Origin of the sequence: Oceanobacillus bengalensis (assembly GCF_003628445.1) — a bacterium.
Classification (GTDB): domain Bacteria; phylum Bacillota; class Bacilli; order Bacillales; family Amphibacillaceae; genus Oceanobacillus; species Oceanobacillus bengalensis.
In genome coordinates this window covers 70,008-85,902 of sequence record NZ_RBZO01000018.1, presented here as the reverse complement: position 1 = coordinate 85,902, position 15,895 = coordinate 70,008, and the positions used below count along the sequence as shown (strand labels likewise).

Below are 15,895 nucleotides of genomic sequence, written 5' to 3'. Positions count from 1 at the left end.
CTATAGAATACGAATTAAAAAAAGAGCCTAAATCGACTCTTAATTTAAGGTTGTCTAAAAATCATATTTTTTAATTAGTGTGAGGGGAATTTGACAGTTTCGTTCATATCAGTCTACGTGTATTGCCTCCACTAGTAATGTGCACTACCGCGATACACCCTGGAAATTTGCTGTTAAATCCAATTATGAACGCTGATGAAGCAGAGAGCTTAATTAGCTCTTCATGAAGGTGAGAGCAATTCCAAAAAACGTATTTGTATGGGTTAGGACCATACATTAATCTGAAAATTTTTACTAGCGCAGGCAGAATACGAAGACTCCTACGGGAAAAGCACGTGTCCGAAGACACCTTAGAAGCGTTCTTTGCTTCTGAGGGGGCTGAGGCCGTGCCCGTGGAAAGCGAAGTATTCTGCCGGAGCGATGATAAGCTCTGAATTTCCATAAAGGTGAGCGAGAGTATACTAAAAGCTATATCGTGTTTTTTATTAATAACAACAATCAATACGAAAAGAGCCAAAATATTTGGAGGGACCAAGATGAAAGACGTTATTACGATTGGGGAAGCGATGATTGCATTTAACCCGAATGCTACGGGACCAATGAAATTTGTAAATGGATTTGAAAAGAATATTGGTGGAGCAGAGCTTAATTTGGCGATTGGTTGTGCGCGCTTGGGTCTTGAAACGGGTTATATTAGCCGTTTAGGAAATGATGAATTTGGAAGATATATTTTAAATTTTGCCCGTGGTGAAGGAATTGATGTCTCACAAGTGGAGTTTGTCAGCGGCTATCCAACTTCCTTGAATTTTAAAGAAATCATGGAAGATGGCAATGTACGGACGTTTTATTATCGTGATAAATCACCAACGCTTGCGATGACGGCAGATGACTTAGATGAGAATTATTTTAGGGAAGCGAAAATTCTACACATTACCGGGATATATCCAGCTATTGGTTCGGTAAACATTGCAGTTATCCACCGAGCAATGGAACTTGCAAAGAAGCATGGGGTGAAGATTTCCTTTGACCCGAATATTCGGCTTCGCATGTGGAGTAAGGAAGAAGCAAGAGAGGTGCTTTCTAAGATTTTGCCACATGTCGATATTCTGCTAGCTGGTGATGAAGAGATGGATATTATCATTGGCGAGAAGGATCCAATGGCAATTATAGAAAAAGCGAAGGAATTGGGAATCTCCTTTGTTGCTGTCAAACAAGGGGATAAAGGTTCTGTTGGCTATTATAATGGGGAAATAGTTGAAGCATCTCCAGTGAAGGCCTCGAAGGTTGTGGATACGGTTGGGGCTGGAGATGGTTTTAATGCAGGTGCCATTTATGGAATTTTACATGATTGGTCACTAGAGAAGACGCTACATTTTGCTAATACGATCGGTTCCATGGTCGTAGGTGTAAAAGGTGATAATGAGGGCTTGCCGTATTATGAAGATGTGCAAGCAAGGCTTGGTGAAGTAGAACGGATTGAAAGATAGGTGAAATGAGGTGGCTGAAGTGAAATTACAATTAGCATTGGATCGATTAACAAGAGAAGAATCCATTCGCATTACGAAAGAAACGGAAGAAAGCATTGATATCATCGAAATTGGGACAGGAGTTATTAAGGAATACGGGATGTCCATTATTCGGGAATTCAGAGCGCTATTTCCTGATAAAACGATTTTGGCTGATATGAAAACATGTGATGCTGGAAAACATGAAGCCCGTCAAGCGTTTGAAGCAGGTGCAGACATTACGACAGTGATGGCCTTTTCTTCGGACTTAACGATTAAAGATACGTTACAGGTTGCAGAAGAAATGGGAAGGCGCGTGATGATTGACTTGTTGGAGGTTGATTCAAGGGAGCGTGTAGCTGAATTAAAGGAACTTGGCGTGGAGCTTGTTAGCCTGCACGTTGGAAAAGATAAACAGACAGAGGGGAAATTCAATACACGTTTGTTTGAGTTAGTAGACGGTTTTGATTTCGAAGTTGCCGTTGCTGGCGGTATCAATTTGGAGAACTTACCTGCCATTATCGAACACAAGCCAGATATTGTCATAGCAGGCAGTTCGATAACAGCAGCTAAAGCCCCAGGAAAAATCGCAGCCAAAATGAAAAAGTAGCTGGATTGTGGATTGTGATTGTGGTGCCTGTCACTTGTCGAGTTTTGACTGATGTTGTCGAAAATCGAATGGTGGCAGGCATTTTAAAGTGAAACTAAAATATAATCGTTTTGTTTTGATGTACAATGATGCGGTCTTCCAGATGCCATTTTACGGCACGAGAAAGGACACGTCTTTCAATGGATTGACCAATCTTCTTCAACCCTGCTTCATTATGTGCATGGCTCACTCTTTCGATATCCTGCTCAATGATTGGTCCTTCGTCTAAATCATTCGTCACATAGTGAGAAGTGGCACCAATCATTTTAACCCCACGCTCATATGCGCGTTTATACGGATTCGCACCGACAAAGGCAGGTAAAAAGGAATGGTGAATATTGATGAGGCGATTTTCAAAATCCTCAACAAAATCGGGTGTGAGGATTTGCATGTAGCGGGCTAAAACGATGACATCAATATGATTCTCTTTAAGGATTTGCTTTTGTTTTTGTTCGACTTCGTGCCTGATGTTTTTATTTGCCGGGATGTAATAAAAAGGGATACCAAATGATTCAACGATTTCTCTAGCTGTTTCGTGATTGCTAATTACAAGAGATATATTCCCCATCAAATCACCACTTTGCCACTCCCAAAGCAATTCTAGTAAGCAGTGAATCTCTTTTGATACAAAGATGGCAATGTTTTTCATATCTTCAACAAACATAAGCTTCCAATCCATGTTGAAATGATCCGCAATGGCCCCGAAATCATTCTCTAATTCTTCACGTTTATTCTCAAGGTTATGGCATACAAATTCAATACGCATAAAGAATTCACCGCCTGCAGGGTCAAGTGTATATTGATTGGATTCTACAATATTTGCATTATGTCTATGCAAAAAATGTGATACAGCTGCGACAATCCCTTGTTGGTCTGGACATTTTATTAAAAAACGGGCTCTATTTTTATTCGTATCTGCAAAGCGTTGCAGACTCTTCTCTTGAAAGCTATTCATTTTACAATCCCACCTTACTCTATTTATTTTACAAATTATATCAGTATTATAAGGTGCCTGTCACTTGTCGGTTTTTGTTGGATTATGTCGAAAACCGAACGGTGACAGGCACCGCCCCTTCCATGTATAATAGGAGCAATATAGGTTCTGAGGGGAGAGGTTACTGTTGCCAATTAATGTACCAAGTGATTTACCGGCAAGTGAGAGCTTGAAGAAGGAAAAAATCTTTGTAATGGATGAGGGTAGGGCGAGCACACAGGATATCCGTCCACTTAACATACTTATTTTGAATCTAATGCCAGAAAAGGAAAAGACAGAATTACAACTTCTAAGATTACTTGGTAACACTCCATTACAAGTCAATATCTCATTCTTGAGAACTGCAACCCATCGTTCTACACATGTTAGCAATTACCATTTGGATAATTTTTACACAACTTTTGAAAAGGTGAAGAATCGTCGTTTTGATGGCATGATCATAACGGGTGCGCCGATTGAGCACTTGGAATTCGAGGATGTAAACTATTGGGATGAGCTCACTACAATTATGGACTGGACAGAAAAAAACGTGACTTCAACACTACATATTTGCTGGGGAGCTCAAGCTGCTTTGAGTTATTATTATGGTATTCGAAAATATGCTTTACCAAAGAAATGTTTCGGCATTTTTAACCACCATGTTCGTGACCGAAAAATTAAGCTTGTGCGTGGATTTGACGACCTATTTCGGGCACCACATTCCAGACACACGAATGTTTCTAGGAAGAAAATTGAAAACCATCCCGATTTACAATTACTTTCGGTAACAGAGGACGGGGATCCGTTTATAATCATGTCTCGTGATACGAAGAACATTATGATTACAGGCCATCTTGAATACGACGCGACTACCCTTGCTGAGGAATACGAACGTGATGTAGAAAAAGGGGAAGAGATTGAATTACCAGTTAACTATTTTCCAAATGGAGATGTAAATGAACAGCCGCTACACACATGGCGGTCGCATAGTCATTTACTGTTTTCTAACTGGTTGAATTACTATGTTTACCAAGAAACACCTTTTGAGTGGTAAAGGGCATCTGGACTTATTGTGCTCGGGCTTGTTTTTATAAAAATATAAACAAGTTGTCGGGATTATGGATTATGCTTGTGTTTCCATAGATAGCAGTGGAACTAAGGGTCAGATACGTACCTGTCACTGTTCGGATGATGACAAATATCGACATATTCCGACAAGTGACAGGCACCTTTTACAACAATGGTTGGGATGTGTTTTTTTCTTCTGTTGATAGGATGTTCATAAAGTAATAGACGAACACACCGCCATCGGAAATATGTCTTTCGGATACGCCCATTTTGACGAAGGACTCTAATCTTTCTTCCGCGTCTTTTAGGGATAGCCTTGTATTAGAGGCTAGCTCAGCGATCGTTATCTTTCCATTCATTTTTGCAACAAGTTTTAGTATCTCATTCTCCAATGAATCTTCAGCACGCTTTGCAGCTCGTTTCCGCATTTTTGAACACAAAAATATTCCAAATAGTAACGGAATAATACCAATTGTGATACCTAACGCGATGTCCACACTAATAGAAGCTTCTGGTAAGGAATAGTCCGTATCGAGGACATAAATTAAAAAAATAGCAGTTAAAAGAAAACCAAATAAAGAAATAATAATACCGATAATAAAAACAATCATTTCTTTGACATTCACTTATTTTCCACCTCGAATCATTTTTAAGGCCTACGATATCTTCCTATATTTTGATTCAATTTTTAATCGCTGTCAATATGAGAAAATGCCTGTCAACACGAAGCTTTTCGACAAAATCCGACAAGTGACAGGCACCCATCAAAAAGAAGGAAATTATGTTCTGAGTCTGTTACGATAGAGGTATATGTAAATTTTATTTTAGAGGAGGTAATATATGGATTTTAATGGAGGGACGAATGGTCCAACACAGGAGCAAATGGATAAGTTTAAAAAACTTGGCAGTCGCTTTGGGGTTATCTTTGGAATATTACTATTCGTATTTATTTTGGGAACGATTGGGATTAAATGGTTTACAGATTACATATGGATGGATTCTCTTGATTTTGGGACCGTGTTTACAACCATTTTCACGACGAAAATCTTACTTGGAGTTGCAGGGTTTATCCTGTTTACAGCCATTACATATGTAACGCTATTTTGGATTAAGCGTTCCTATACGACACATTTTGATCCACACCAGCTACCAGCCCTTTTCCAGCAGAAAAAGGCCATCAACTGGATTATTACAGGGATCGCTTTATTTATCGGGATAATTGGTAGTCTTACGGTTCAAGGCTTAGGATGGGAGCCAGCACTTAAATTAATGAATCATGTTTCATTTGGTGAAACAGACCCATTCTTTAATATGGACATATCCTTTTATATGTTCTTGCTGCCATTCTTGAATTTTATTGTAAATCTACTACTCAGTTTGGCTGTTTTCGTTTTAATTGCAGAGGTGTTAGCATATTCTGTTTTCCATATGTATCGTATGAGTCGCTCTGCACAAACACATCTTGGTGTGACCGTACTAATTGTAGGGATACTTATTGCTCTTACGCATCTACTTGAACCTTTTGAAACGCTGCTAACGAATCATGTAAATCTTTTCCAAGAAAGTGTTGTACACGGACTTAGTTTTACAGATCGCTTGGTAAATATACCTGCTTCTTATATTCTAGCAGCATTCGCTATTATTGCAGCTATATGGGTAATTGTTGCGCTTAGAAAAGGGAAATTGCAGGCTATCCTTACACCAGTTGTCATCTATTTTGCCTTGATCATTTTAGGGCAGGGTGCATCTGTTGTTGTTCAGAATTTTGTTGTTTCTCCAAATGAATATAACAGAGAAGCACCATATTTACAGCATAATTTAGATTTTACAAGGGCTGCATATGATCTAGAAAATATGGAGGAAAAAGAGCATCCAGGCAATACGGAATCGCTTGATGAGGACTTACTAGAACGAAATGCACTAACAATTAATAATGTACGAATTAATGATGCAAGGCCGCTACTCGATATTTATAATCAGTTGCAAACATTCCGAACGTATTATCAGTTCAATGATATTGATATTGATCGTTATGAAATTGATGGAGAGTATCAACAAGTCTTCATCGGTGCAAGAGAACTCAATACGGTTGACCTACCAGAACAAGCACAAACCTGGGTGAACCAAAACCTGCGCTATACGCATGGTTACGGAGTTGCGATGAGTCAAGTGAATGATGTTACTTCTCAGGGTCAGCCAGAGTACCTGGTGCGTAATTTGCCACCACAAGGGGAACTCGACATTACAAGGCCGCAGATTTACTTTGGTGAGGAAGATTACGATAGTGTCATTGTCGACACAGAAGTAGATGAGTTTGATTACCCAGCAGGTGAAGAAAATGTAACGAATCGTTACGAAGAAGAAGCTGGTATTCCCCTTTCTGGGTTAAATCGTTTATTATTTGCGATGGATGAGGGTTCGTTCCGTATATTAGTGTCCGGCCAAATTACTGGAGACAGTAAGTTACTTCAAACAAGAAATATCATGGACCGTGTAAATCGGATTGCACCGTTCTTTGAATACGACGAGGATCCATATGTCTTTGTTCGTGATGATGGTAGTCTTGCATGGATGTTGGACGCGTACTTAATTGAAGAAGGCTATCCATATGCAGAAAGCTATGAAGGTCGCAATAATTATATTAAGAATCCAGTAAAAGTTGTGGTAGATGCGTACACTGGGGAAGTTGATTTTTATATCACAGATCCTGATGAACCATTAGTTCAGACGTATCAAAATATGTTCCCAGAACTTTTCACAGAAGAAATTCCTGACGATGTCCGCAGTCACTTCCGTTATCCAGAACGCCTCTTTAAGGTAGAAGCAGAGATGTTTGGAACGTATCATATGACGAATTTGGAATTGTTCTATAATCGCGAAGATTACTGGCAGTTCCCGACGGAGAGATATTATAGCGATGATATCGAAATGAATCCGTACTATATGACGATGAAACTACCTGAATATGATGAAGAGGAATTTATTTTGATGATGCCATATACACCACGAAATCGTCAGAATATGATTGCTTGGATTGGTGTACGAAATGATGGGGAACATTACGGTGAAAAAATTGTATACCGTTTTCCTAAACAGGAAAATGTCTATGGACCTCAGCAAATTGAAAACCGAATCAATCAAGATCCGGTAATTTCACAAGAATTAAACTTATGGTCTCAAGGTGGTTCTTCGGTTATACGGGGAAATCTCTTGGCTGTTCCGATTGAAGACACCATTTTGTATGTGGAGCCGATTTATATTGAGTCCTCCAATGAAACCTCCTTACCAGAAGTGAAGCAGGTAATCCTAGCCTATGGGGATTATATTGTGATGGAGGCAACATTTGATGATGCACTAGATGAATTGATGAGAATGGTTGACTCAGGAGTAGCACCAGAACAACTGCCTGAGGCGGATGGTGATGATCCTGAAACTGGTGATGGTGATGTCCCTGGTGAAACAGAGGATGGTACCGAGGGATCTGACGATGCTGAGGGCGAAGCAGGAACCGAAGCACCAATTCTGAATGCAGATGAAACACTACAAGAATTATCTGATCGCTTTAACGCCTATCAAGATGCACTAGCAGAAGGAAACTGGCAAGAAGCAGCAGAAATTATGACCGAAATTGAAAATATGCTTGAATAACGAAAAGCATAAGCGACCGGTTAGCGACGTACGGACATGAGGGAAGTCTTGCTAGTCGCTGGAGCTGGATGAATAACGAAGGAAAAGGTACTAGACGCAAACGCTAGTACCTTTTCTATTTTGGGCATTCGGGTGCCCATTCGGGGTGCCTGTCACTTGTCGAGATTTGTCGTACGTTGTCGAAATACGAACGGTGACAGGCACCCCAAAAAATCTTTTGATATCCCTAGATTTTGATATTCCTAGGCAAGGTGGTATGGGATTTTGAATGTCACGTTAATGATAGGCTTCCTTTTTAACGAAATGTGCACAGAAAGTACTGTGAACTGGTATTTCGCTGGTTTTGACATTACTCCCGAAATTGTTTATCGTGTTGGTAATTAGGAAGGGGGTGAGAATATGGCGAGAAAGAATAGAATATGGATGCCAGGCCATTTCTATCATATTGTAAGCCGTGGAAATTGGCGCGGTGACTTATTTAAAGAGGAAGCAGATTATAAGATATTTTTACACATCCTTCGTGAAATCAATGAGAAAACACCCATTGAATTAGCCTCCTACTGCCTCATGACGAATCACTATCATCTTCAATTACGCTCTACGGAACTTCCAATCTCGAAAGTTATGGCATTTATCAATAAAAGGTACGCAGATTACCATAACAATAAGTATGAAGTATCGGGCCATGTATTTGAAAAGCGATATTATGGAGAATTCATCGATTCACCACTAGGAATGCTTAAAGTAAGCAAGTACATCCATCTTAATCCACTAGAAGCTGATATGGTAAATGATCCTTTGAGGTACAGGTGGAGTAGTTATTTGTATTATCTTCATACGAAAGGTACAGACATCCTTAAACCAAATGCTGTATTGGATTATTTTACAGGAGACGAATCGGAGAAACGCAGGAGATATGTGCAATACATGGAGGAAAAAGAAGAGAGTCCATTGGTAATCCAATTATGATACACACTATGATCGTCTAATAAGCTACAGTAATCATGCATATTTTCATGCAACCGACAGCATTCGACAATTTTCGAGGAGTGACAGGCACCGCTAAATTTGTTAAATTATATAGTATAAGTAATTTTCTGTATAGTTAGCATTTAGGGAATAGGTTGAAATCCCCTTTTTCAGGGAAAATGAGGTGAGTATAGTGGTTGAATTACAAGAGAAAAATCTTCATTTAGGTGAAATACTTAAGAAGATGGGGCGTGTCATTGTTGCTTTTTCTGGTGGTGTTGATAGTGCTGTTGTACTGAAGCGTGCCCAGCAGGAATTGGGAGATAATGTGCTTGCGGTTATTGTTAAGTCTGAGCTGTTTCGTAAATCAGAATATAATGCTGCGGTGAAATTTGCTGAGGACTTGGGTGTAAGCGTTCGCCAAATCGAAATGAAAGAACTGGACCATCCAGCGATTGCTGCCAATAATCCTGATAGCTGGTATTATAGTAAAAAACTATTGTACACACACCTTAATGAATTGGCGGAAGAATTAGATTATCCATATGTTTTAGATGGGATGATTATGGATGATATGGAAGACTTTCGGCCAGGACTCAAGGCAAGGACGGAAGAAGGCATTCGTAGTGTACTTCAAGAGGCCCACTTTTATAAAAAAGAGGTTCGTGCCCTTGCGAAAGAACTAGATTTGCCTGTTTGGAATAAATTGGCGTCATGTAGTTTAGCGTCAAGATTCCCATATGGAACGAAACTTGATAAACAAAAAGTAGATCAAGTAAATCAAGCTGAGCTTTATTTGAAAGGGATTGGTTTCGACGAGGTTCGTGTGCGCTATCATGAGAATGTTGCCCGAATCGAAGTGACGGCTGAGAAAATTGCGGAGCTCATTACGAAACGTACAGAAGTTCAACATAAACTCGTGTTCCTAGGTTTTGATTATGTTTCAGTTGACCTCCGTGGATATCGGACAGGGAGCATGAACGAAGTGTTACCTGAAGCGGCGGGTGATAAAATCGCAGCTAATGCGTAAATAAAGCAACTGATGAGAAAATTCCATAGCAGTTTTTGATCTCCATGCAGATTGAAAACTGCTATTTTTTCGGAGCCTTTTCGGAGCCTTTTCGGTGCCTGTCACTTGTCGGGTTTTGTCGAATTGGTCAGGTGGCGAGGGTATGAGATTTTCATTAAAAAAATAAAGGGGTAGTTTGCGATGAAAGTACTATATTTTGATTGTTTTTCTGGTTTAAGTGGTGATATGACGATCGGTGCCCTCCTTGATGCAGGGGCTGACTTTTCCCATTTAGAAAAAGAACTGAAAAAATTACATATAGAAGATGAATACGAATTAAAGATTGATAAAATCGTGAAAAATGGGATCACTAGCACAAAATTTGATGTTATTTTAAAAAATGATGGACAACTACATTCACATATCGGGCATGCGCACGGTCACGCACACGGGGAACATGCGCACACCCATACGCATCATGACCACGCCGACACGCATCAGCATCACGATCATTCACATACACATGACGAAAATCACGATCATTCACACGATCATTCACACGATCATTCACACCAACATGAGCATGGGCATCATCACCACCATCATCATGAGCATCACCATGACCATGGACACGCACATCACCATGACCATCATCATCGTGCCTACCGTGATATTGTTAAGCTGATTGATGATGCTGAGCTTTCGTCAAAAGTAAAAGAAATGGCATTAGCAATGTTTAAAAAAATTGGTGAAGCAGAAGGACGGATTCATGGATTAGCGCTACAAGATGTACATTTTCATGAAGTAGGTGCTGTGGACTCGATTATTGATATTGTTGGGACTGCTATATTGATTGACCAGTTGGGTGTTGATACGATTAAATCTGCAGCAGTGCCAACTGGATTTGGAAAAATTCATATTGACCATGGCATATACCCCGTACCAGCGCCCGCTACATTGGAAATCTTACGAGGTGTGCAGGTAGTGGAAAGTGAAATAAAGGCAGAGCTCACTACTCCAACTGGTGCTGCGATAGTAGCCGTTTTGGCAAGTGAATTTTGTTCTTTTCCATCGATGAAAGTAACAGAAATTGGCTATGGCGCGGGAACGAAGACATTTCCAAACCACCCAAATGTGTTACGTGTCGTAATTGGAGAACAATAGCACACATATAAGCAGTACACATATTCGACAAAATAAGACAAATTTCGAGGAGTGACAGGCACCGTATGGAAGATATTTTAAAGCAGGTTCGGGATGGGTCGTTAAGTGTTGAGGAAGCAAAAAGAAGATTAGCTACGTATGAGGATTTAGGTTTTGCGAAAGTTGACCATCACAGAGAGAAGCGCCAAGGATTTCCAGAAATCATTTATGGGGAAGGGAAAACCGCCCAGCAAGTTATTTCCATTCTTGAAGCAATGAAAGCCAAGCAAAATGACGTACTAATAACAAGAATTTCTGAGGGGAAGGCAGAACAAATTTTAAAAGTCCATCCAGAGTTTACTTATGAGGAAATTGCAGAAATCATGTACTGGAAAGCAGAATCCAAGCGACAAGAATCAAGTGGATACATTGCAATCCTTTGTGCGGGGACGTCAGATTTACGAGTGGCAGAAGAAGCTGCAATTACAGCAGAGGTACTTGGAAGCAATGTACGGCGCTTTTATGATGTTGGGGTCGCTGGAATACACCGGTTGTTGGATCAGATGGGGGACATTCAGGAAGCAACGGTCTCCATTGTTGTAGCTGGAATGGAGGGTGCGCTTCCTAGTGTTGTAGGAGGTCTTGTATCACATCCCGTTATCGCTGTGCCAACGAGTATTGGTTACGGGGCAAGCTTTCAAGGGTTGTCGGCTTTACTAACGATGCTTAATTCATGTGCAAGTGGTGTTAGTGTTGTAAATATAGATAACGGATTTGGTGGAGCATATAATGCGGTAATGATTGACCGAATTGCACGAGGCGGAAAATGATTGGGCGTGTGTGCATGCAACACGAACTTTTACTTAAAGGGGGCTTAATAATTGGTAGCAGTAAAACATCCTCCAAATAATGAGCATATTGACGAAGAAATGATGAAGATGGAAGTTAACCTTGATGATATATCGGGTGAGTGGCTTGGTTACGTGATGGACAAGCTCTTTGAAGCTGGGGCAAATGATGTTTTTTATACGCCGATTTTTATGAAGAAAAATCGCCCTGGTGTCCTTTTGCAATTACTCACGGCAAGTAACACATTAGACAAAATGAAAAATATCCTACTCAAGGAAACAACAACGCTTGGAATTCGCTATTACCCAATTACTGTGCATCGTATGGAACGTAGATTTATAGAAATTGAAACAAAATGGGGCCCTGTAACTGTCAAGCAAGGCATCGATCAGGGGCATGTTTTCCAAAGTTCACCAGAGTACGAAGATTGCAGGAAAATAGCTGAAACACACAATATCCCTTTAAAGGAAGTCTACGCAGCAGTCTGGAGAAAAATCGACAAGTGACAGGCACCGTTCGGTTTTCGACAAAAATCGACTGAAAATGGATGGCTTTTTCTTATAAAAAATTAATAAAAGTTGTGACAATTTTGTGATATATTATTACTAGTAATTCCAAAATACACACACATCACATATTCGACATAAAACAACAAAATCCGACAGGTGACAGGCACCACAAGAGGGGGAGAAAGATGAAAGTTTTTGTTAGATTATTCATGTTTGCGATATTGATTGTGTTTTTAGCTGCGTGCTCGGGAGCAGATGAAACCGATAACACGAGTGACTCAGGAGCAGCAAATACAGGAGAAACAGACGCAAATATAGAACAAGGGCAGTCTGACGGTACGATAAAAATTGCAATGAGCACGGAAGTAGATAATTTAGATCCATACCTGTCCGCAGCAACGGACACCCAGTCAATGATGGATAATGTATTTGATGGTTTACTCGACACGAATGAAGCAGGAGAATTGGTTCCAGCTATTGCAGAAGACTATCAAATTTCTGATGATGGTTTGACTTATACATTCCAGCTAAAAGAGGGAATCTTATTCCATGATGGATCTGATTTAACTGCAGAGGATGTTGTCTACTCTTACACAAAACTTGGCGGCTTAAATGGGGACGAGCCATTATCTTCACAGTTTGCAATCATTGATACAATCGAAGCAACATCCGATTATGAAGTAGTGATTACGTTAAAAGAAAATAACTCAGCTTTCTTGGCAGCAAATATTCGTCCAATTGTGCCAGCGGATTATGAGGAGCAAAGTACAAAGCCAATCGGTGCTGGACCTTTTAAATTCGAAAGCTACCAAGTTGGACAAACGTTAACACTTGTGAAAAATGAAGATTACTATGATCGAGAAAAAGTTCCACAAATAGAGGAAGTGCAATTTGTTGTCATGCCAGACGCAGAGTCTACTATATTGGCAATGCAAGCTGGGGACATCGATATTTACCCAGGAATTGGTACACAAGGCTTGTTACAATTAGAAGATAACGTTAATACAGTCCAAGGACCACAAAACATGGTTCAGTTGATGGCACTCAATCATGACGTGGAGCCACTTAACGATGTCAACGTACGCAAGGCTATTAATCTAGCAATTGATAAGGACATGATCATTGATATGGTTGCTGATGGACAAGGGACGAAATTGGGATCAAATTTTAGCCCTGCAATGGAATTTTACTATGAAGAGGGGTTAGAAGATTATTACAAACCAAATGTTGATGAGGCAAAGGCACTCCTAGCAGAAGCAGGCTATGCAGATGGTTTTGACCTCGAATTAACGGTACCATCGGATTATCAATTCCATGTCGATACAGCACAAGTTATCGTCGAGCAACTAAGCCAGGTCGGAATTAACGTGGAGATTAAATTGATTGAGTTTAGTTCATGGCTTGAGACGGTTTATCAGGATGCACAATATGAGGCAACAGTCATTTCATTTACTGGAAAACTAGATCCATATGAAGTATTAAAACGATACATTAGTGATTATGATTCGAACTTTGTAAACTATGAAAACACCGCATATGATGCCCTCATGGAAGAAGCTGCACTAGCTACAGATGAAACGGCTATGGCGGAAAAATATAAAGCTGCACAACGCTTGTTAACAGAAGATGCTGTAAGTGTATTTATAATGGACCCAGACCGAACAACGGCTATGCAAGAAGGACTAGAAGGCTTTAAAATGTATCCTATTCAAAAATTCAACCTAGAGGATGTAAAGTTTACAGAATAGATAGTTAGGAGTCTAAGACGTGAAAGATTTCCTTTATAAACTAACTAGTTTTATCGTAACGATATTCATGGTCTCGCTTATTATATTTTTTGTTTTTCAATTGCTACCAGGGAATCCTGCGCAGATTATGCTAGGCATGGATGCGGATCCCGCACAAATTGAACAGCTTGAAAAAGAATTAGGGCTTGATTATCCACCACATGAGCGCTATATGGATTGGATTACAGGTGTACTACAGGGGGATCTAGGTGAATCTCTAAGGTACGGGCTTCCGGTTAGCGATATTCTGGCTGACCGGATCCCAGTAACCTTTTCCCTTGCGATTATTTCCCTTAGCTTAACTGTTCTCATCGGTCTTCCACTTGGAATTCTGATTGCTAGGGCTGATGGAAAGTGGAGCGCTGTTTTTCTAAACATTATCACACAATTAGGCATTTCCATCCCTTCCTTTTGGTTTGGATTTCTTTTAATTTTACTATTTGGCGTTATATTAGGGTGGTTTCCTACCTATGGATATGTCCCGTGGTCAGAGGATTTCTTTGGTGCGCTCAGGTCCTTCTTCTTGCCGTCGCTTGCGATTGCTATCGGGAATATTGCCATCGTCATTCGCTACTTAAGAAATACGATTTTAGACCAGGCAAAAATGGATTATGTACGTACGGCAAGGGTAAAAGGTTTAAAAATGCGCACGATTTTATACGGGCATATTTTAAGGAATTCTCTCATACCAGTATTGACGATAATGGGATTAATTATCGCGGATACGATTGGCGGAAGCATCATTATTGAAAATGTTTTTTCTCTTCCAGGCCTTGGAAATCTACTCATTCAATCGATTTCTTCTAGGGATTTTCCACTTGTGCAATCCATGGTGCTCTATATTGCTGTTTTTGTGTTGCTGATTAATTTTATTGTAGATATTCTTTACAAAATCATTGATCCGAGAATAAGGCTGAAGGGGTGAGCTCATGAGACAAACAAAGAGTATACCGCTTTACCTCGGAATAATATTGGTTCTTATCCTTCTAGTGATGATGGTTGTGAGCATCTTTTACACACCATATGATCCAAACATGATGGACCCGATGAATAAGTTAGCAGCTCCCTCAGTTGAGCACCCGTTTGGTACGGATAATTTTGGGAGAGATATTTTAAGTAGGGTAATGGAAGGCTCGCAAACTGCTTTTATCATTGGTTTTACAGCTGTAACGATTGGGTTAGTCTTTGGGTTTATATTGGGGGCAAGTGCTGGATATTTTGGCGGTTGGATCGATGAAATCATTAGTCGCTTTATCGATGCGATGCTTGCTTTTCCTGGGATACTACTTGCGATTATGCTTATCTCCGTATTTAGTACAGGAATGACGAATACAATAATTGCGCTTGGAATCATGAGCATCCCATCTTTTGCCCGTATTATCCGAAGTAGCTTTATTCAATACAAGCAATTTGACTTTGTAAAGGCAAGTATTGCAAAAGGTGCTGGTGCAATACGGATAATTGTGCAGCATATTTTGCCAAATGTTGTTTCTCCGATTCTAGTTGCTGCTGCATTAAGTTTTTCGGGATCAATCCTTGCTGAATCAGGGCTTAGCTATTTGGGGCTTGGTGTGCAGCCCCCCGACCCAAGTTGGGGAAGGATGTTAAAAGAAGCACAGCCATATATTGCATCAGCACCGTGGTATGTGATAATTACGGGAATTGTCATCACGGTGATGGTACTCGGCTTTAATTTACTCGCAGATGGACTGCGTGATAGGCAGGATAAAAGAACGTAGAAATCCCGAGAAGAGAGCAGAAATCCAGAGAAGAGCGCAGAAATCCC

14 protein-coding genes are annotated in these 15,895 nt (G+C 40.2%); 12 read left to right on the top strand and 2 right to left on the bottom strand.

What is annotated here, in order from left to right; translation table 11 throughout:
• The first annotated feature begins 536 nt into the window (after positions 1 to 536).
• Together D8M05_RS12240 and hxlA are read left to right on the top strand one after the other, a co-directional pair.
• Positions 537 to 1,487: a sugar kinase gene (locus D8M05_RS12240; protein WP_121132176.1), complete on the top strand. Its 951-nt coding sequence runs from the start codon at positions 537 to 539 to the stop codon at positions 1,485 to 1,487.
• Positions 1,488 to 1,506: 19 nt separating this feature from the next.
• On the top strand, positions 1,507 to 2,115 hold the full coding sequence (hxlA, locus tag D8M05_RS12235) for a 3-hexulose-6-phosphate synthase (RefSeq protein WP_121132192.1): 609 nt from the start codon (positions 1,507 to 1,509) through the stop codon (positions 2,113 to 2,115).
• Between the two features lie 94 nt (positions 2,116 to 2,209).
• Here hxlA and purU read toward each other — a convergent pair whose 3' ends face one another.
• Positions 2,210 to 3,109: a formyltetrahydrofolate deformylase gene (gene purU / locus D8M05_RS12230; RefSeq protein WP_121132174.1), complete on the bottom strand. Its 900-nt coding sequence runs from the start codon at positions 3,107 to 3,109 to the stop codon at positions 2,210 to 2,212.
• Positions 3,110 to 3,275: 166 nt separating this feature from the next.
• On the opposite strand from purU, the gene metA reads away from it, so the two are divergent.
• Complete coding sequence (gene metA / locus D8M05_RS12225; RefSeq protein WP_121132172.1) at positions 3,276 to 4,181, top strand: homoserine O-acetyltransferase MetA; 906 nt, start codon at positions 3,276 to 3,278, stop codon at positions 4,179 to 4,181.
• A gap of 178 nt (positions 4,182 to 4,359) precedes the next feature.
• Here the strand turns inward: metA and D8M05_RS12220 are convergent, their stop codons facing one another.
• Positions 4,360 to 4,821 carry a hypothetical protein gene (locus D8M05_RS12220; RefSeq protein ID WP_121132170.1) on the bottom strand — a complete coding sequence of 154 codons (462 nt, stop codon included), beginning with the start codon at positions 4,819 to 4,821 and terminating at the stop codon, positions 4,360 to 4,362.
• A 214-nt stretch (positions 4,822 to 5,035) separates the two neighbouring features.
• Between D8M05_RS12220 and D8M05_RS12215 the strand changes: the two genes are divergently transcribed.
• From D8M05_RS12215 to D8M05_RS12175, 9 genes are all read left to right on the top strand, one after another.
• Positions 5,036 to 7,843 (top strand): UPF0182 family membrane protein, encoded by a 2,808-nt coding sequence (locus D8M05_RS12215; RefSeq protein ID WP_121132167.1) that lies wholly within the window; start codon positions 5,036 to 5,038, stop codon positions 7,841 to 7,843.
• 399 nt (positions 7,844 to 8,242) lie between these two features.
• A complete protein-coding gene (locus tag D8M05_RS12210; RefSeq protein ID WP_121132165.1) occupies positions 8,243 to 8,812 on the top strand; it encodes a transposase in 570 nt (189 codons plus the stop codon).
• Positions 8,813 to 9,005: 193 nt separating this feature from the next.
• The gene (gene larE, locus D8M05_RS12205; RefSeq protein WP_121132163.1) at positions 9,006 to 9,842 is read left to right on the top strand and encodes an ATP-dependent sacrificial sulfur transferase LarE; all 837 of its coding nucleotides are present in this window, start codon (positions 9,006 to 9,008) and stop codon (positions 9,840 to 9,842) included.
• A 180-nt stretch (positions 9,843 to 10,022) separates the two neighbouring features.
• The gene (gene larC / locus D8M05_RS12200; protein WP_121132161.1) at positions 10,023 to 10,985 is read left to right on the top strand and encodes a nickel pincer cofactor biosynthesis protein LarC; all 963 of its coding nucleotides are present in this window, start codon (positions 10,023 to 10,025) and stop codon (positions 10,983 to 10,985) included.
• 65 nt (positions 10,986 to 11,050) lie between these two features.
• Positions 11,051 to 11,794, top strand: a complete 744-nt coding sequence (gene larB, locus D8M05_RS12195) for a nickel pincer cofactor biosynthesis protein LarB (protein ID WP_121132159.1) — start codon at positions 11,051 to 11,053, stop codon at positions 11,792 to 11,794.
• 51 nt (positions 11,795 to 11,845) lie between these two features.
• On the top strand, positions 11,846 to 12,319 hold the full coding sequence (larC2, locus tag D8M05_RS12190; RefSeq protein ID WP_281271914.1) for a nickel pincer cofactor biosynthesis protein LarC2: 474 nt from the start codon (positions 11,846 to 11,848) through the stop codon (positions 12,317 to 12,319).
• Between the two features lie 188 nt (positions 12,320 to 12,507).
• Positions 12,508 to 14,070, top strand: a complete 1,563-nt coding sequence (locus D8M05_RS12185; protein WP_121132157.1) for an ABC transporter substrate-binding protein — start codon at positions 12,508 to 12,510, stop codon at positions 14,068 to 14,070.
• A 19-nt stretch (positions 14,071 to 14,089) separates the two neighbouring features.
• Positions 14,090 to 15,034 carry an ABC transporter permease gene (locus tag D8M05_RS12180; RefSeq protein ID WP_220667587.1) on the top strand — a complete coding sequence of 315 codons (945 nt, stop codon included), beginning with the start codon at positions 14,090 to 14,092 and terminating at the stop codon, positions 15,032 to 15,034.
• A 4-nt stretch (positions 15,035 to 15,038) separates the two neighbouring features.
• A complete protein-coding gene (locus tag D8M05_RS12175; RefSeq protein WP_121132155.1) occupies positions 15,039 to 15,848 on the top strand; it encodes an ABC transporter permease in 810 nt (269 codons plus the stop codon).
• Positions 15,849 to 15,895 lie beyond the last annotated feature (47 nt).

Bases quoted from the DNA above. Each gene is read 5' to 3' on its own strand.
- D8M05_RS12240 (WP_121132176.1), top strand. From the start codon at position 537: ATGAAAGACGTTATTACGATTGGGGAAGCGATGATTGCATTTAACCCG.
- purU (WP_121132174.1), bottom strand. From the start codon at position 3,109: ATGAATAGCTTTCAAGAGAAGAGTCTGCAACGCTTTGCAGATACGAAT.
- D8M05_RS12215 (WP_121132167.1), top strand. From the start codon at position 5,036: ATGGATTTTAATGGAGGGACGAATGGTCCAACACAGGAGCAAATGGAT.
- D8M05_RS12210 (WP_121132165.1), top strand. From the start codon at position 8,243: ATGGCGAGAAAGAATAGAATATGGATGCCAGGCCATTTCTATCATATT.
- larC (WP_121132161.1), top strand. From the start codon at position 10,023: ATGAAAGTACTATATTTTGATTGTTTTTCTGGTTTAAGTGGTGATATG.
- larB (WP_121132159.1), top strand. From the start codon at position 11,051: ATGGAAGATATTTTAAAGCAGGTTCGGGATGGGTCGTTAAGTGTTGAG.
- D8M05_RS12185 (WP_121132157.1), top strand. From the start codon at position 12,508: ATGAAAGTTTTTGTTAGATTATTCATGTTTGCGATATTGATTGTGTTT.
- D8M05_RS12175 (WP_121132155.1), top strand. From the start codon at position 15,039: ATGAGACAAACAAAGAGTATACCGCTTTACCTCGGAATAATATTGGTT.